We start from the raw sequence: 16,693 nt of genomic DNA, 5'->3' as shown, positions 1-16,693 counted from the left end.
TCGGGACCCGCGACCCTGTCGCCCGGGAAACCGGGATCACCAGAGTGGGAGCGAACGGCCGAGACCGACCCGGCCACCGTCGTAGGAGGACCTGTCATGACCACTCAGCCCACCGCATACCCGAGCAGGAACGTCCTGACCGCCGTCGTCGCGGTCTGCGCCGGCCTAGCCGTCAACGGACTGGTCCTCAGCCCGGCGTGGCTGCTCGCGCCGGCCGAGCTGTTCTCCCAGACGGCCGCCAACCCCGCCTTCGCGCTCACCCAGCGCATCAGCTGGGTGCTGGTCACCGCCCTCCTCGTGCTCATGCCACCGCTGCTGCGTGTCGGCCCACGGCGGACGCCGCCCGCCTGGCTCGTCCCCGTTGCGCAGCTGGCGCTGGCCGGTCAGGCCACCACGCACTTCGCCCAGGGCTTCGTGGCGCCCTGGCTTGCCCAGGTGCAGCCGAACCTGCTGGACATCCCGGGTGGCGCCTTCCAGGCGGTCTCGATCGGCATCTGGGTGGCCTTCGCCGTGGCGATGGTCGTGGTGGCCGTGGTGCTGCGGCGGGCAGGGCACAGCACGGTCGGGTGCGTGCTTATGGCCGTGGGGGCGGCCGCCGTGTCGGGGTTCGGCCCGATCGGCGCCGGCCTCCTGGCCGTCGGGTTGGGTCTGGTCGCCCTCCGGCTGCTCCCCGGACGGTCCCCGGCCCCCGTGTCGCCGGCGCCTGCCACCGCCTGACCGGCTTCATCGAACCTTCACGGACGACATCGTCGGTCCTTCACGGTCAGGGCGTTGACTCAGGAGCAGGCCACCAGAGAAGGGATCCACCGATGACCACCAGGACCAGGTTCATGAGCACGCTGCTGGCGACGGGTGTCGGCACCGCCCTCGTCCTCGGGACCGGCGCCGCGCTCGCGGCGAGCGGGGACACGCAGCACGACGGCAGCCCCACCACGGCGACCAACGAGGTGCTGGAGACCTTGCAGTTCAACCTCGAGGAGGAGCGGATGGCCCGCGACCTCTACGACGAGCTCGGCGAGGCCCACGACGGGCTCGCACCGTTCGTCACCATCGAGCGGTCCGAGCAGCGCCATCACGACGCCCTGGCCCGGCTCATCACCCTCAAGGGCGGCACGCTGCCCGAGGACGTGGTGCCCGGCGACTTCGAGAACGCCGAGATCCAGGCGATGTACGACGACTGGCTCGAGCGCGGACTCACCAGCCCCGAGGCGGCCCTCGAGGTCGGTATCGAGCTGGAGACGGCCGACATCGAGCATCTCAGGTCCACCATCGACGCGATCGACGACGCCGACGTCGACCGGGTGCTGGGCCACCTGCTCACCGCCTCCGAGCACCACCTGGCGGCCTTCGAAGCCGCAGCGGCCGGCGAGCTGCCCGCGATGACGGGCGACGGTCGCGGCCCGGGCGGCCCCGGCCCACGGATGCAGCCGGGGCAGCGCGGGCAGGGTGGTCAGGGCGGTCCGGGTATGCGGCAGGGTCCCGACGGGCACGGCGGCCCTGGAATGGACGCCAGGGGCGGCGGCGGCCACCACCGTGGTGACGGCACGGGCGACTGCCCGATGACGACCACGGACGACGCCGACGCGGACACCGACGACGCCTGAGAGGAGGACCGGGCGGGCACGGGCACCGTGCCCGCCCGCTCGATGCTGCTGCGCTCAGGTCGCCGACGCCCCGGCCCCCGAGAGGCCACCGGCGGGCAGCGTGAGCCTGAACCGGGCACCGGTCCCCGGACCTGCGCTGCTCGCGACGAGGTCTCCTCCGTGCGCCCGGGCCAGGGCCCGGGCGATGGTCAGTCCGATGCCCGAGCCGTCGTCCTGGCCCGAGCGGTCCCCCCGGTAGAACCGCTCGAAGACCGCCTCCTCCTCCCCCGGCTGCAGTCCGACGCCGCGGTCGAGGACGTCGACGACGGCCGGGTCCCCTGCCGTCACCCGCACGTCCACGGTGTCCCCTGCCCCGCTGGCCCGCACCGCGTTGGTCAGCAGGTTGGTCACGACCTGGGCGATCCGGTCGGGATCGTGGGGCAGGGGCAGGGAGGCCGGCGCCGTCGTGCACAGGTGCACCTGCCGGGCGGCCGCGGTGGCCTGCACCGCCGCGACGGCCCCGCGCACTGTGACCCCCAGGTCGGCGTCCGGCACCGTCCGCACGTCCATCCGCCCCTCCTCCGCCCTGGACAGGCTGCTGAGATCCTCGGCCAGCCGCTCCAGCCGACGGGTCTGGTCGATCACCTTCCCCAGCCCGACCTCGTCGGCCGGCACGACCCCGTCGAGCATCGCCTCGGCATACCCCCGGGTCACGGTCAGCGGGGTGCGCATCTCGTGCGCCACCTCACCGATGAGCCGGGCGCGCCGGGCCTCGGTCTCCCCGAGTCGCTCGCCCAGCCGGCGCACGTCGTCGGCCAGGTCGGCCAGCTCCGTCGTGGTCGGTCGCGGGACCCGCACGGAGTAGCGGCCCAGGGACAGCTCGCGGGTCACCGACCGCAGCTGCTCGAGCGGCAGCGCGGTCCGACGGGCGGCGAGGACACCGAGGCCGACGGCCGCGAGCAGACCCACCACCACCCCCGCCAGCACCGCGCGGTCCACGCTGTCGACGAACTCGGCCCGGAAGCCCGCCATCCCGCCCGGCGCAGCGGGACCCCCGTGCCGGGCGCCCCCCGGCATACCCGAGACCCGGTCCCACCGCTGGAGCGCGACGAGGCGCACGACCACCGCCGTGACCAGTCCGGAGGCCAGCGCGACGAGGACGTGGGACAGCACCAGCCGGGTCCGCAGCGACCGCCAGCGGCTCACGGCTGCTGCCCCGACCGCGGCACCGGGTCCGACGCCACCCTCGCGGGCAGGAACTTGTAGCCCACGCCCCGCACGGTGCCCACGAAGCGGGGGGCGGTCGCGTCGTCGTCCAGGGCCCGCCGCAGGCTGCGCACATGGACGTCCACGACCCGCTCGTCGCCGACATGGTCGTAGCCCCAGACGCGCTGGAGCAGCTGGTCCCGTGTGAACACCCGGCCCGGGTGCTCCGCCAGCGTCCACAGCAGGTCGAACTGGAGGGCCGAGAGCTCCCGCAGCCGGTCGTCCCGGCGCACCTCGCGCCGGGTCCGGTCGACCTGCAGGCCGGGGAAGGACAGCACCTCCTCCGGCTGCCCCGGATCGGCCTGCGGGGCGGGTGCGGCCCGGCGGAGCACGGCCGCCACCCGCGCGGCCACCTCCCGCGGGCGGAAGGGCTTGGTCACGTAGTCGTCCGCCCCTGCCGCCAGACCCATGAGGATGTCGCCCTCCTCCGTCCGCGCGCTGACCATGACGACCGGGAGGTCTCTGTCCCGGCGCAGCCGGCGCAGCACCTCGATGCCGTCGAGGTCGGGCAGCCCGACGTCCAGGAGGACCACGTCGGGCGGCGGCTGCAGGGTGGCCTGCCGCAGCGCCTCGGCGCCGGTCCCGGCCTCCCGCACCTCGAAGCCGTCCCGGGCCAGGTAGGCGGCGAGGAGGGCGCGGATCTGCGGCTCGTCGTCCACCACGAGCGCGGTGCGGATCACGCCGCTCACCTCCGCCCTCAGGCTACTCCGCGCCTCCCGGCCCAGGTCAGCGGTTGGCGATGCCGTCCGGAGCACAGACGAAGTGGGCCACGAGCGCGGTCCACCCCGTCTGGTGCGAGGCGCCCAGGCCCACGCCGGAGTCGCCGTCGAAGTACTCGCTGAAGGTCGGGTGGGCGTCCCACAACGGCCCGGAGGGGTGGTGCACCGGGGTGGAGGGGCGCCGACCGTCCGCCCCGGGACGGAACAGCCCGACCAGGCGTTGCTCGATCCGGGCGGCCACCTCGTCGATGGGGAGCTCCTCACCGGAGCCAGTGGGGTACTCCACCGGTCGACCCACGCCGGCGCCGCGCCCGTAGGTGCGCAGCGCGTCGGTGAGCAGGGCGTTGACGGGCAGCCACACCGGGCCCCGCCAGTTGGAGTTGCCGCCGAACATCCGCGAGTCGGACTCGCCCGGCACGTAGGCCAGGGACAGGTCCGACCCGCCGACGCGCACCTGCACGCCGTCGCGGTGGGCGGCGGAGAGGGAGCGCAGGCCGCCCGGCGAGAGGAACTCCCCCTCGTCGAGCATCCGCGCGACGACCGCGCGCCACTGGCGACGGTCGACCATCGACAGGGTCCGCAGCGCGAAGCCCTCGTGGTTGGTGTGGAGCAGCGCGTCCTGCAGCTCAGGTCGCCGGCGGGTCCACCCGTCGAAGAACTCGGTGAGGTCGGGCAGCTCGTCCACGACCCAGTTGGGCACGATGGCCACGGCCGACAGCGGCAGCAGGCCGACCATCGAGCGCACCGGCATACGGTGCACCTGACCGTCCTCGGTGGTGAGGATGTCGTGGAAGAAGTCGTCCTCAGGGTCCCAGAGGCTGGCGTGGCCCCGGCCGATGTCGTTCATCGCCTGGGCGATCGACAGGAAGTGCACGAGGAACTTGGTGGCCACCTCGTCCCACGCCGGGTCCTCGCGCGCCAGCTCCATCGACATCCGGAGCATCTTGAGGCAGAAGAGGCCCATCCAGGCCGTGGCGTCCGCCTGCTCGAGCCGCTGACCGTCCGGCAGCGGGTCGGAGCGGTCGAACAGGCCGATGTTGTCCAGCCCGAGGAACCCGCCCTCGAAGACGTGGCTGCCGTCGGCGTCCTTGCGGTTCACCCACCACGGGAAGTTGAGCAGCATCTTGAGCACGACCCGCTCGAGGAAGACCCGGTCGCGGGACCCGTCGATGCAGTAGACCTGCCACGCCGCCCAGGGGTGCACCGGCGGGTTGACGTCCGAGAAGTTCCACTCGTACGCAGGCAGCTGGCCGTTGGGGTGCATCGCCCACTCGCGGCACATCAGCAGCAGCTGCCACTTGGCGAAGAACGGGTCGACGTGGGCGTAGGCGACACAGTGGAAGGCCAGGTCCCAGGTGGCGAACCAGGGGTACTCCCACTCGTCGGGCATCGAGATGACCTCGGCCAGGTTGACGTGCTGCCAGCTGGTGTTGCGCCCGCCCCGCTCCGCGCGCTCGGGCGGCGGGGGTGGCTGGCTGGGGTCGCCCGCCAGCCAGCGGGTCACGTCATACAGGTAGAGCTGCTTGCACCACTGGAGCCCGGCGAAGGCCCTGCGCGCCACGAGGGCGTCCTCGGGGACGGTGCCCTCCGGCAGCACCGCGGCGTAGAAGTCGTCGGCCTCCTGCCGGCGCTGCGTGAGGACCTCATCGTCAGCGGGGGCGTCGGGCGCCGCTCCGTCACCCTCCGTCAGCCGCAGCCGCACGGTGACGCTCTCCCCCGGGGCCACCGCGTCGAAGGACCACCAGAACGCCATCTTGGTGCCCCGCTGGTCGGGGTTGCCGGCGTTCTCACCGTGCACCACGGTCCGGTCCACGGCGTCCTTCGGGTATGCCGTGTGCCCCGGTGGCACCGCGTCCTCGCCGTAGAGAGCCGCCAGGTTGGTGTCGTTGTCGCAGAAGACCGTCCGCGGCGCACCGTCCGCCCGCACGGGACCGCACCGAGCTCGTGGTGCTCCCCCCGGACCACGACCGTGCCGGTGTCCCGGGCCGCCACGTCGTCGCGCCACAGCACGGGTCGACGCTCGTCCAGGCCCCACGACCAGGTGTTGCGGAACCACACCTGCGGGAGCAGGTGCAGCGGCGCCGCCTCCGGCCCGTGGTTGGTCGCGGTGACCTCCACGACGATGTCGCCGGGAGCGGCCTTGGCGTGGGTGACCACGACGTCGAAGAACCGGTCCTGGTCCAGCACACCGGTGTCCGCCAGCTCGTGCTCGGGGTCCTCCACCCCCCGCTCGCCGTTGACCCGCAGCAGCTCCTCGTAGGGGAACGCCGCCTGCGGGTAGCGGTAGAGGGAGCTGGCGTAGGAGTGGGTGGGCAGCCCCTCGAGGTGCCACCAGTACTCCTTGACGTCCTCCCCGTGGTTGCCCTGGGGATTCGTCAGCCCGAAGAACCGCTCCTTGAGCCGGTCGTCGCGACCGTTCCACATCGCCACCGCGAGGTTGAGGTGCCCGTCGACGTCGCACAGGCCGGCGATGCCGTCCTCACCCCACCGGTAGGCCCGCCGGTGCGCGTGGTCGAAGGGGAAGTGCGCCCAGGCGTCCCCGTCGGCCGAGTAGTCCTCCCGGACCGTCCCCCACTGCCGCGCGGAGACGTAGGGACCCCACCGCCGCCACGGCGCGGTGGGGTCGTCGGACTCGGCCAGTCGTCGGTGCTCAGCGGTCACCGGACCAGCCTAAGTGCACGCCACCGGCCCCCCGGAAGGGCGGGCCTCAGACCGCGAACTCCCCGAGGTGGCCGTGCAGGTCCTCGTCGACCTTCGCGCTGATGCGGGTGCCCTCGCCGGTGTGCTCCTCGCTCAGCACCTCGCCCTCGTCGTGGAGGCGGGTGACGACGTCACCCCGGGAGTAGGGCACGAGCACGTCGACGAGGATCTCGGGGCGCGGCAGCGCCCCCTCGACCGCGGCGAGCAGCTCCGGCATACCCTGCCCGGTGCGTGCCGACACCACGACCACGTGCGGGTAGGCGTGCCGCAGCCGGGCGAGGGTCTCCTCGTCCGCGAGATCGGCCTTGTTGACCGCGATGATCTCCGGGATGCGCAGCGCCCGACCGTCCTCGATCTCGGCGAGGACCTTGTGCACGGCGTCCACCTGCCCCTCGGGGTCGGGGTGGGACCCGTCGACGACGTGGAGGAGCACGTCGGCGTCCGCGGCCTCCTCGAGCGTCGAGCGGAAGGCCTCGACGAGCTGGTGCGGCAGCTGCCGGACGAAACCGACGGTGTCGACCAGGGTGTAGGTGTGCCCCTCCTCGGTCTCGTGCCGGCGCACGGTCGGGTCCAGGGTCGCGAAGAGCTGGTTCTGGACCAGCACGCCGGCACCCGTGAGCCGGTTGAGGATGGAGGACTTGCCGGCGTTCGTGTAGCCGACGATCGCCACGCTGGGCACCCGGCCGGCCTTGCGGGAGGAGCGCTTGGTGTCCCGGACGGTCTTCATGTCCTTGATCTCGCGGCGCAGCCTGGCGATCCGCGAGTTGATGCGTCGCCGGTCCAGCTCGATCTTGGTCTCACCGGGCCCGCGGGAGCCGATGCCCTCACCTCCGGCCACCCGGCCGCCGGCCTGACGGGACATCGACTCGCCCCAGCCGCGCAGCCGCGGCAGGAGGTACTGCAGCTGGGCCAGCTCGACCTGGGCGCGGCCCTCCCGGCTCTTCGCGTGCTGGGCGAAGATGTCGAGGATGAGGGCCGTGCGGTCGATGACCTTGACCTTGACGACGTCCTCGAGCGCGCGTCGCTGCGATGGTCCGAGCTCACCGTCGGTGATGACCGTGTCGGCGCCCTCGGCGGCGACGATGTCGCGCAGCTCGGCGGCCTTCCCCGAGCCGAGGTAGGTCGCGGGGTCCGGCTTGAGCCGACGCTGGATCACGCCGTCCAGGACGGTGGAGCCGGCGGTCTCGGCGAGGGCGGCCAGCTCACGCAGCGAGTTCTCGGCGTCCTCGAGGGTGTCCTGCCCGTTGTCCTCCCACACCGAGGCCAGGACGACCCGCTCCAGGCGCAGCTGGCGGTACTCGACCTCCGTGACGTCCTCGAGCTCGGTCGACAGCCCCTGGATGCGCCGGAGGGCCGCCCGCTCCTCGCGCTCGAGCTGGTCGCCGTCGACGTCGAGGCCACCCTCCTCGCCCCACTCGTGCTCACGCAGCTCGATCTGGCTGTCCGAGAGCGCCTCGGCACGGCGGTCGAGCACGCTCTCGCGGGGGGTGCTGGTGCGGGGGGCTGAGCGGTGGGGCTGGGCCATGGTCTCCTTCGGGTCCGACCGGTATGCGGTGCGCCGGGCTCGACCCAGCGTCTCACCAGTCAACGCCGGGCGCGAGCGATTTCTGCCCGGACCGGCCCTAGACTGCCCGCGATGGACGAGCAGCAGGACCACTACTTCACCGCCCGCCCGGCGTCGCCGGCCGAGCTCCGCCGGGTGCCCGTGCGGCTCGCGGGTCAGGACGTGGAGGTGGTCACGGCCTCCGGGATGTTCTCCCCCGACGGCATCGACAAGGGCACCCGGGTCCTGCTCAAGGAGGCTCCCGCACCACCCGCGACGGGGGCCTTCCTGGACCTGGGGTGCGGCTGGGGTCCGCTGGCGCTGACGCTGGCGCTGGAGTCACCGGCAGCCACCGTGCACGCCGTCGACGTCAACGAGCGCGCCCTGGACCTGTGCCGCCGCAACGCGGCGTCGCTGGGGTGCACCGGGGTGCGGGCGGGGACGCCCGAGGACGTGGACCCGGGCACGCGCTTCGACCTCATCTGGTCCAACCCGCCGATCCGGGTCGGCAAGGCGGTGCTGCACGACCTGCTCACCACGTGGCTCCCGCGGCTGTCGGAAGAGCCGGTGGCCCCTGGACCGTCGGGGGTGGCGGGAGCCGCGGCCTACCTCGTCGTCCAGAAGAACCTCGGCGCAGACTCGCTGCAGACCTGGCTGCGCGCCACCCTTCCCGGCCTCATGGGCCCGGTCGCGGTCGAACGGGTGGCCTCCAGCGGGGGCTTCCGCGTCCTGCGGGTCACCCGCACCTAGCCTGGCCTAGGCTGGATCCATGGTCAGCCAGCGGCAGAAGAACTTCATGGGGGCCCTGATCCGCCAGCAGCGGGAGATGGCCGACCTGTCGATGCGCCAGGTGTCGACGATGGTGGGCATCTCCAACCCCTACCTGTCCCAGATCGAGCGAGGGCTGCGCGCGCCGTCGGAGGCGGTGGCCGCCGGGCTGGCGACCGCGCTGGGGATGAGCGTGGAGGAGCTCTACGAGCAGGGCGCCGAGGACGTGGAGCACACCGACCTGCTGACGGCGATCGAGGGCGCCGAGGAGCTCACGCCTGGCCAGCGCGACTCGCTCGCCGAGATCTACCGGTCCTTCGTGCGGGCGAACGCCGCTGCCGCCGGGGCCGGCCGCGCCGAGGCGCGGGGCAGCGGGGCCGGTCCTGAGGCGCCGGGCAGCGAGGCCGAGGCGCGGAGCAGCGGCGCCGGTCCTGAGGCGCCGGGCAGCGGCGCCGGGGCGCAGGACACCGAGGTGGATGACGGGTCCTGACGCCGCCGGGATGCAGTCGCCCCGACGCCCCGGCGCAGGGGCGGCCGGACGGGGATCCAGTCGCCCCGACGCCCCGGCGCAGGGGCGGCCGGCCGGGATAGACAAGGAAGATCGCGATGGACCAAGTCGAGAACGTGGTCCATCGCGATCTTCCTTGTCTATCGGCCGTGGTGAACCACGGTCGCAGCTGCTGACGCTGCTGGTCCTGCTGACACCGGCGGCGGTCCGGGCACCCCCCGGCCCCGCGGCTCAGGCCTGCGGGCCGGCCTCGTCCGTGAGCTTCTCCTGCTGGGGCGCGGCCTTGCGGGCAGCGGAGGCGGGCTTGCTGGCGGCCTTGCGGGGCGCGGCCTTGCGGGCACGAGGCGCCGGCTTGTCCGCGGTGGCCGTGCCGGACGACGCGACCTTGCGGGCACGAGGCGCCGGCTTGTCCGCCGCGGCCTTGCCGGTGGAGGTGGCCTGACGGGCACGGGGAGCGGGTGTGTCCTGGGCGGGCGCGGGCTCCCCCACCGTGGAGGGCTTCGCCGGGGCCTCCGTCGCCGAAGCCCCTGTCGCGGCGGCCCGCTTCGCGGAGGCTTCCGTCACCGAGGCTTCCGTCACCGACGCCTCCGTCACCGGGGCCTCCGTCGCGGCGGCGGACGGGGCTGCAGCCTTGGCCCGGGGCGCACGCTTGGTGGCGGCCCGGGTGGCGGCGGCCGCCTTACGGGTGCTCGAGCGCCTGGCCCGGACTGCTGGGCGCGGGGTGGTCACGACGTCCACCACGAACTCGCCGTGCCCGGTGGGCTCGTCGGTCAGCTCCTGGGGCACGTCCGCGCCGGGGCTGGAGAGGGCGGCCATCTCGGCGAAGATGATCGACCAGTGGCGCTCGAGGGACTCGTGGCTCATGAACAGCCCGAGGTGCCCGCCGGTCGACGACTGCCGGCCCACCTGGTCCTCGGGGGTGGACGCGTGGTCCGCCAGCGCCCACACCTGCGGCGCGGGCGTGATGTGGTCGGTCTCGCCCGCCATGAGGAACAGCGGGCAGGTGATGTCGGCGAGCTGCACCGTGCGGCCCTCGACCACCAGCTCGCCCCGGATGAGCTCGTTGCCGGCGAAGAGGTGCTCGACGACCCAGAGGTAGAACTCCCCGGGGAGCGACTGGGTCCACTGGAACCAGTTCTCGAAGCGGCGGTAGCGCTCCACGTGGGCGGGGTCGTGCAGGTTGGCCAGCAGCTGCAGCTGGCGGTCCAGCTCCTGGTCCGGCTGCAGCGTCATGAAGCCGTGCAGGAGGAAGCTCCCCGGCAGGACCCCATCGTTGGCGGCGACGACGGAGCGGTAGAAGTTCATGTCGCCCCGCGGCGTCAGCAGCTGCACCCAGTCGTGGATGAGCGGCTCGCCGGCGTGGAAGTCGATGGGGGCCCCGGCGATGGCCAGGCTGTTGACCAGTTCGGGGTGCAGCGCGGTGAAGATCGTGGCGAGCCAGCCGCCCTGGCAGTCGCCGACGAGGTTGGCCCTGCCCCCGACCAGCTCGACGACCTCACGCAGAAGCTGCATGAAGTCCTCGATGCTGGTGTCCTTGGTCTCCGACGTCGCCCCCACCCACTCCAGGGCGAAGATCCGGTGGCAGCCGTTGTCGCGGGCCGTCATGACCTGGCTCTGCGTCGGGCTGTAGTCGACGATCGAGGAGTCGTGCCCCGCCTGGGGCGGCAGGATGATCGTCGCGACCATGCCCGCATCGGCGTCGGCGGTCGAGTAGTCGCGCAACCGGGCGATCGGCCACTCCCGGGCGACGGTGTGCTCGTTGGCCCACTGCGGCCGCTCGCGGTCGTTCATCACCGCCAACCACGAGGTGAGGTCCTGCCCCAGGTCGAACGGCGTGGCCCGGCGCGCCAGGGCTCCCGACCAGTAGTCCAGGCCGGCGCGGGCCATGGAGGTCCACGACCCCACGGTGGCCGAGACCATGGAGTCGACGACGCCGAACGGGACGGTGGGGGTGAGGGTGCTGGGCAAAGGTCCTCCTGGGAGCGGACGGTCGTGGGCCACGGCGCCGACGACCACGGGTTGATCCACGATAGACCCGGGGGCCGTGGATCGCCGGTCGGACACGAGAACGGCCCTGCCCCGATGGGGCAGGGCCGTCGGCGTGAGGGGGGCGCTAGGCCCCCGGGCTCACTTGAGCAGCTCGCGCGCGGCCTTGGCCCAGGCGGCGGTCATGTCCTCGGCCAGCTGGATCTGGGTGTTGGCCACGGAGGTGACCCACTCGACCTGGCTGGTGCCGGCCATCTGACGCTGCAGGTCGAAGACGCTCTTGGCGGCCTTCTCGTAGTTGTCGACACCGACGCGGGTGGCCGACTTGGTGGACTCGACGAGACCGGCGTTGAACTCCTTGACCCGCTCGGCACCCTGCTCGAACTGGCGGGTGGTCTCCTGGGCGAGCTTCTGGGCGGTCTGCGTGGTGGTGGTGCTGGCCATGGTGGGCCCTCCTTCTGCGTGGTCCTCGGCGGATGGTCCGCCCGGTACGAGAACAACGTTAGCAGGAGTTAGCTAACACGTGCAAATCGCCTGGGTCACATGTCCATGCCGCCGTTGACACCCCATACCTGGCCGGTGATGTAGGACGACCGGTCGGCGCAGAGGAAGTGGACCACACGGGCGATCTCCTCCGGGTCGGCCAGCCGGGCCATGGGGATCCTGGTCTTGATCTTGTCCAGGACCTTCTCCGGCACCGCCTCGACCATCTCGGTGTTGACGTAGCCCGGCGTCACCGTGTTGACGGTCAGGCCGATCGAGTTGTCCTGCAGCTTGCCGGCCCGCTCCAGGTGGAAGACCGCCTCGCGGGCCAGGGTCTTGGTCAGCCCGAAGAGCCCCGACTTGGACGCGGCGTAGTTGGCCTGCCCGATGTTGCCGACCTCACCGATGATCGAGGAGACGTTGACGATCCGCCCGGTCCCGCGCTCCAGCATGTGCTTGAGGGCGGCCTGCGCCATGTAGAAGGTGCCGGAGAGGTTGACCTGGATGACGGAGTCCCAGTCGTCGTCCTCCATCTTCAGCACGGTGCGGTCCCGGGTGATGCCGGCGTTGTTGACCAGGATGTCGAGCTTGCCGTGCGTGTCGATGACGTCCTGGATGGTCCGGCGGCAGTCGTCGGCGGTGGCGACGTTGCCGGGGTGGACCGAGAAGGCCCCGTCCGGGTAGGTCTGCTGCAGCTCGGCCAGGAACTCCTGGGCCCGCTCGTGGTCGCGGCCGTAACCCATGGCGACGGTGGCGCCCTGCCCGGCGAGGCTGCGGCTGATCGCCGCCCCGATGCCGCGCGTGCCCCCGGTGACGAGAGCCACCCGGTCGGCCAGCTTGCTCCCCGTGCGACGTGAACCCTGGTCGGTGGTCATCTGCAACTCCTTCGGTGGGGGATGGGGTATGTCGTGGTCTCAGGCGCGGGGCTCGGCCTGGCTGCGGGGGGCGAGCCACTCGTCGATGCGGGGCCAGATCTCGCCACGGGCACGGGAGCCGGCCATGAGGCCGATGTGGCCCCCGACCCCGTCGAGGTGCTCGAGGTCCTCGCAGGTCAGGACGTCGAAGAGGGGCAGCGTGCCGTGCCGGGGCGCGATGTGGTCGGCGGAGGCCGTCACGACCAGCGTCGACTGGGTGATCCGGGACAGGTCGACCAGCTTGCCGTCCACCCGCAGCCGCCCCGTGGCCAGGCGGTTCTCCTTGTAGATCCAGGTGACCCACTGGGAGAAGGCGGTGATCGAGAAGTTGGGGTTGTCCCCGACCCACTTGGCCATCGGCTGGTAGGCGGCCTTGTCCACCGTGCCGTCCTGGACCTGGCGCCACAGCCGCAGCGGGGTCCCCACCAGGTTGGGCACCGGCTTCATGAGCTTGTTGGTGATGTCGACGGCGCCGCCGGGGAGGTACGCCGCGTGCTGCACCAGCCAGTCCGGGTCCATCTCGTCGCTGCCCAGCCAGGTCTGGTAGGTGCTGTTGGAGGAGTCGAAGGGCATCGTCAGCGGCACCCAGTTGCGGACGGGCGCGTCGGGCGTGACCGCGAGGTAGATGCTCGACAGGGCGGCACCGATGCACCAGCCGACCAGCGAGATCTCCTCGGCACCGCTCGTGCGGCACACCTCGCGGACCGCCCGGGGCAGGAAGTTGAGGGCGTAGTCCCCCAGCCCGAGGTCGTCGTCCTCCTCGTCGGCATACCCCCAGTCCACGAGGTAGACGTCGTAGCCGTGATCGAGCAGGAACTCGACGAAGGAGTTGCCCGGGCGCAGGTCGAAGATGTCGGGCCGGTTGATCAGCGCGAAGGTGAGCAGCACCGGCACGGGGTGGGTCCGGTTGCTGCTGCGGTAGCGGTAGAGCGTGGTCTTGCGATAGGTCCAGACGACGTCCTTGGCGCTGGAGCCGACGACGGCGTCCGCGGTGGTGAGCCGGATGTTGGAGTACTCGAGCAGGTTGGCCGGGAGCTTGATCAGCTGCCGCACGAGCGACTGCACGGCTCAGCCGTCCTGACCGGTGGTCCGCCGGGTGCCGCTGCCGCGACGGGTGGTGCGGGTGGTGGTCGGCGGCGTCTCGTCGGTGTCGTCCCCGTCGCCCGCGGCCTGGGCCTGCGCCACCGAGGCGTTGCGCCGGCGCTCGGCGACCAGCTCGTCCTCGAGCCGTTCGACGACCTCCAGGACGTGCTCGAGCTTGTCCTCGGTGCGGGCCAGCTGCTTGTGCAGCGTGGTGACGTCGGCGCGCCCGGCGAGGCGGACGTTGCGGATCGCCAGGTCGAGCACGTCATTGCCGATCCGGTGGAGGGCCACCATGTTGCCCACCGCCTGCGCCAGCATGGTGCCGAAGGCCTTGGAGGTCGTGACCTCCTCGAGCCCGGGGGCGGCGGTGGAGAGGAAGTCATCCAGCTGCCGCCGGAACTGCTGGGTCCCGGTGGCGTCCGCCTCGTCGGCCATGACAGCCATCCCTTCGGTCGAGGACCGTTGCGGCCCTGTGCCTCGCGTTCTGGGGGAAGACTACCTGCCGGTGCCCACGCCCGCCCTGGCGTCCCGGGCCGGCGGCGCCGCGTCCAGGAGAGCCAGGGCCTGCTCGAGCAACCGCCGCCCCGGGAGGTCCGCGTCCAGCCACCGGATCCTCGGGTCGGGACCGAGCCATCTCTCCTGCCGACGGGCCAGCCGCCGGGTCGCGACGACGGTGTCCGCCACCGCCTCGTCCTGCGTGAGCTCGCCGTCGATCTGCCGCAGGGCCTGGGCGTAGCCGACCGCACGGGGGGCCGTGCGCCCCTCGCGCAGCCCGTGCCGCTCGAGCTCGCGGACCTCCTCCACCAGACCGCGCTCCCACATCCGCGCCGCCCGGGCGGCGATCCGCTCGTCGAGCACCCGTCGCTCGGTGCGCAGCCCCAGCAGGACGGTCGGTTCGACCAGCTCGCGGGTCGGCATCGTCGCGCTGAAGGGCCTGCCGGTCAGCTCGATCACCTCCAGGGCTCGCACGACCCGCCGGCCGTTGCCCGGCTCGATCGACCCCGCCGCCACCGGGTCGAGGCTCATGAGCCGGCGGTGCAGCGCCTGCGGACCGACCCGGGCCAGCTCCCCCTCCCACCGGGACCGCACCCCGGGGTCCGTCGGCGGAATCTCCAGGCGGTCCAGCAGCGCCCGGACATACAGCCCGGACCCCCCGACCACCACAGGCACGGCCCCCCGCGCCCGGATCGCCGCGAGGTCCGCCCGTGCGGAGGCCTGGTATGCCGCGACGCTGGCCTCCTCGCGCACCCCGAGCACGTCCAGCTGGTGGTGCGGTATGCCGAGCCGCTGCTCCGGCCCGAGCTTGGCCGTCCCGATGTCCATGTCCCGGTAGAGCTGCGAGGCGTCGGCGTTGACGACCTCGCCGCCCAGCTCCTGCGCGAGCGCCAGGCCGAGGTCCGACTTGCCGGTCGCGGTGGCCCCCACGACGGCCACGACCTGTCGCCGCTCGGACGGGTGCGCCGACACGCCTGGTCGGTGCGCTCCCGATGTCGTCATGTCTGACATCCTGGCACCGCGCCCGGGGGCATCGGCGCTACCGGGGTTCTCGCACGACGATCGGAGACCCCATGTCCAGCACCCCCGACCACCCCCAGGCCACCCCTGGCCGAGCCGTCGACAACAACGGCGCGGGCTTCTTCCAGGCCCTCTTCGACTTCAACTTCAACCACTTCGTCACCCCCAAGATCGTCAAGATCGTCTACATCGTCGGCACCGTCCTCATCGCCCTGTTCACCCTGTTCCTCTTCCTGACGTCGTTCCGGCACTTCAGCGGAGAGTTCGGCGCCTCCCCCGTGCTCGGCCTGGTCCAGCTGATCGGTGCGCCCATCCTCGGCCTGTTCTACCTGGCCTTCGTGCGGATGAGCCTGGAGCTCTACTACGCGGTGATCCGTCTGAGCGAGGACGTCCACCACGGCCCGTCCCGGACCCTCTGAGCAGGGAGGCCCCGGTTGCCGGTCGGCCCGGACTGCGACAGGGTGACGGTCATGAGCGAGCACCCCACGTCTCCCGAGCAGCCCGAGCCCGAGGAGGGCCACTTCGTCGGCGGGGACTTCGGCACCAGCGACAACGCCGAGGACGACCAGCTGACGACGGCCCCGGGGACCGAGGTCGAGAGCGTGGTCGAGGGGGAGGATCTGGCGACCACCGCCGAGCCCTCCCCCGGCGAGCGCAACGAGCCGGTCTGAGCCTGCGCGCCCCGCCGGGGCGCACGCCGTACCCTCGGTGCATGTCCCGCACGCCCATCGAGGTGCACATCATCGCCGACTCGACCGGCGACACGGCCGCCCGCGTCGCCCGCGCGGCGGCCGCGCAGTACGCCGGCTACGACGTGCGGATTATCCGCCACCCCCGGCAGACCAGTGCCGACGGCCTGCACGACGCGTTCGGCCGCATGCACGCCGACCGGGTCCGCACGGTCGTCTTCTCCACCGTCGTCGACGAGGCCCTGCGCCACCTGGTCGCCCAGCTCTGCACCGAGCGCAGCCTGCCGCACGCGGACCTGCTCGAGCCCGCCGTCACGGCGCTGACCACCGCCACCGGGCAGGACCCGGAGCGCGTCATCCGCCCCGTCGGGGTGAGCGAGGACTACTTCAAGCGGGTCCAGGCGATGGAGTTCTCCATCGCCAACGACGACGGCAAGCTGTCCAACCACCTGCGCGAGGCCGACATCGTGCTCGTCGGGGTCAGCCGCTCGGGTAAGACCCCGCTGTCGATGTACCTCGGCTACCTCGGGTTCAAGACCGCCAACATCCCGTTGGTCCCGGGCATCGACCCGCCCGCGGAGCTGCGCACCCTGGAGCGGTGGAAGATCGTCGGCCTGACCATCGACCCGGAGCGGCTCCAGCTCATCCGCGGGCGACGCGTCCGGGCCATGGGCAGCGCGGCCGTGCACCGCGACGGGTACAGCGACCTGGCCAAGATCTTCGACGAGCTCGACCAGGTGGCGCAGGTCCAGCGCAGCCTGGGCTGCCCGGTCATCGACACCACGGAGCTGGCGCTGGAGGAGGCGGCCGGGAGGGTGATCGAGCTGGTCGAGCGACGCAAGGAGTCGGCTCAGGGCGGCTGAGGGGTCACCGATAGGCTCGGGGCATGCCAGCCGCGGGGCAGCGGAGTCACGCGGCGCACGTCCGCAAGGAGCG

At 72.4% G+C, this 16,693-nt stretch carries 18 protein-coding genes; 7 read left to right on the top strand and 11 right to left on the bottom strand.

Features of this window, described 5'->3' with window-relative positions; translation table 11 throughout:
- Positions 1–96: 96 nt before the first annotated feature.
- Positions 97–717, top strand: a complete 621-nt coding sequence (locus E3Z34_RS04980) for a hypothetical protein (protein ID WP_134772716.1) — start codon at positions 97–99, stop codon at positions 715–717.
- 92 nt (positions 718–809) lie between these two features.
- Positions 810–1,604, top strand: a complete 795-nt coding sequence (locus E3Z34_RS04975; RefSeq protein WP_134772715.1) for a DUF2202 domain-containing protein — start codon at positions 810–812, stop codon at positions 1,602–1,604.
- A 54-nt stretch (positions 1,605–1,658) separates the two neighbouring features.
- On the opposite strand, the gene E3Z34_RS04970 is transcribed toward E3Z34_RS04975, so the two are convergent.
- The 5 genes from E3Z34_RS04970 to hflX form a co-directional block, all read right to left on the bottom strand.
- Complete coding sequence (locus tag E3Z34_RS04970; protein WP_134772714.1) at positions 1,659–2,789, bottom strand: sensor histidine kinase; 1,131 nt, start codon at positions 2,787–2,789, stop codon at positions 1,659–1,661.
- A complete protein-coding gene (locus tag E3Z34_RS04965; RefSeq protein WP_238695354.1) occupies positions 2,786–3,538 on the bottom strand; it encodes a response regulator transcription factor in 753 nt (250 codons plus the stop codon). The genes E3Z34_RS04970 and E3Z34_RS04965 overlap by 4 nt, the downstream gene beginning before the upstream one ends.
- Before the next feature lie 37 nt (positions 3,539–3,575).
- Positions 3,576–4,958, bottom strand: coding sequence for an MGH1-like glycoside hydrolase domain-containing protein (locus tag E3Z34_RS04960; RefSeq protein ID WP_420818985.1), 1,383 nt, complete (start codon positions 4,956–4,958; stop codon positions 3,576–3,578).
- Positions 4,959–5,254: 296 nt separating this feature from the next.
- On the bottom strand, positions 5,255–6,229 hold the full coding sequence (locus E3Z34_RS20090; RefSeq protein ID WP_420818974.1) for a hypothetical protein: 975 nt from the start codon (positions 6,227–6,229) through the stop codon (positions 5,255–5,257).
- A 46-nt stretch (positions 6,230–6,275) separates the two neighbouring features.
- On the bottom strand, positions 6,276–7,793 hold the full coding sequence (gene hflX / locus E3Z34_RS04955; protein ID WP_134772713.1) for a GTPase HflX: 1,518 nt from the start codon (positions 7,791–7,793) through the stop codon (positions 6,276–6,278).
- A gap of 111 nt (positions 7,794–7,904) precedes the next feature.
- Here hflX and E3Z34_RS04950 point away from each other — a divergent pair, with 111 nt between their 5' ends.
- Both E3Z34_RS04950 and E3Z34_RS04945 read left to right on the top strand, forming a co-directional pair.
- The gene (locus E3Z34_RS04950) at positions 7,905–8,561 is read left to right on the top strand and encodes a class I SAM-dependent methyltransferase (RefSeq protein ID WP_134772712.1); all 657 of its coding nucleotides are present in this window, start codon (positions 7,905–7,907) and stop codon (positions 8,559–8,561) included.
- 19 nt (positions 8,562–8,580) lie between these two features.
- Positions 8,581–9,069, top strand: coding sequence for a helix-turn-helix domain-containing protein (locus E3Z34_RS04945; protein WP_202977020.1), 489 nt, complete (start codon positions 8,581–8,583; stop codon positions 9,067–9,069).
- Positions 9,070–9,318: 249 nt separating this feature from the next.
- Here E3Z34_RS04945 and E3Z34_RS18135 read toward each other — a convergent pair whose 3' ends face one another.
- From E3Z34_RS18135 to miaA, 6 genes are all read right to left on the bottom strand, one after another.
- Positions 9,319–11,055, bottom strand: a complete 1,737-nt coding sequence (locus tag E3Z34_RS18135; protein ID WP_238695352.1) for an alpha/beta fold hydrolase — start codon at positions 11,053–11,055, stop codon at positions 9,319–9,321.
- A 159-nt stretch (positions 11,056–11,214) separates the two neighbouring features.
- On the bottom strand, positions 11,215–11,517 hold the full coding sequence (locus tag E3Z34_RS04935) for a hypothetical protein (RefSeq protein ID WP_134772711.1): 303 nt from the start codon (positions 11,515–11,517) through the stop codon (positions 11,215–11,217).
- 95 nt (positions 11,518–11,612) lie between these two features.
- Positions 11,613–12,431: a beta-ketoacyl-ACP reductase gene (locus tag E3Z34_RS04930; protein WP_134772710.1), complete on the bottom strand. Its 819-nt coding sequence runs from the start codon at positions 12,429–12,431 to the stop codon at positions 11,613–11,615.
- Positions 12,432–12,470: 39 nt separating this feature from the next.
- Positions 12,471–13,535, bottom strand: a complete 1,065-nt coding sequence (locus E3Z34_RS04925) for an alpha/beta fold hydrolase (RefSeq protein WP_134772709.1) — start codon at positions 13,533–13,535, stop codon at positions 12,471–12,473.
- A 3-nt stretch (positions 13,536–13,538) separates the two neighbouring features.
- A complete protein-coding gene (locus E3Z34_RS04920; RefSeq protein WP_134772708.1) occupies positions 13,539–13,988 on the bottom strand; it encodes a hypothetical protein in 450 nt (149 codons plus the stop codon).
- A gap of 60 nt (positions 13,989–14,048) precedes the next feature.
- A complete protein-coding gene (miaA, locus tag E3Z34_RS04915) occupies positions 14,049–15,050 on the bottom strand; it encodes a tRNA (adenosine(37)-N6)-dimethylallyltransferase MiaA (RefSeq protein WP_134772707.1) in 1,002 nt (333 codons plus the stop codon).
- Between the two features lie 71 nt (positions 15,051–15,121).
- Here miaA and E3Z34_RS04910 point away from each other — a divergent pair, with 71 nt between their 5' ends.
- Genes E3Z34_RS04910 through E3Z34_RS04900 form a run of 3 tightly spaced genes read left to right on the top strand, consistent with a single transcriptional unit; the run spans position 15,122 to position 16,620 of the window.
- Entirely contained in the window at positions 15,122–15,487 is a 366-nt protein-coding gene (locus tag E3Z34_RS04910) for a DUF4282 domain-containing protein (RefSeq protein WP_158288603.1), read from the top strand.
- 51 nt (positions 15,488–15,538) lie between these two features.
- On the top strand, positions 15,539–15,739 hold the full coding sequence (locus E3Z34_RS04905; protein ID WP_134772705.1) for a hypothetical protein: 201 nt from the start codon (positions 15,539–15,541) through the stop codon (positions 15,737–15,739).
- A gap of 41 nt (positions 15,740–15,780) precedes the next feature.
- Positions 15,781–16,620 carry a pyruvate, water dikinase regulatory protein gene (locus E3Z34_RS04900; RefSeq protein WP_134772704.1) on the top strand — a complete coding sequence of 280 codons (840 nt, stop codon included), beginning with the start codon at positions 15,781–15,783 and terminating at the stop codon, positions 16,618–16,620.
- Positions 16,621–16,693: the final 73 nt, after the last annotated feature.

The organism is Ornithinimicrobium flavum (assembly GCF_004526345.1).
Classification (GTDB): Bacteria; Actinomycetota; Actinomycetes; order Actinomycetales; family Dermatophilaceae; genus Ornithinicoccus; species Ornithinicoccus flavus.
Note: the sequence above shows the minus strand (reverse complement) of the source record. Positions and strands in the feature narration are given on the sequence as shown.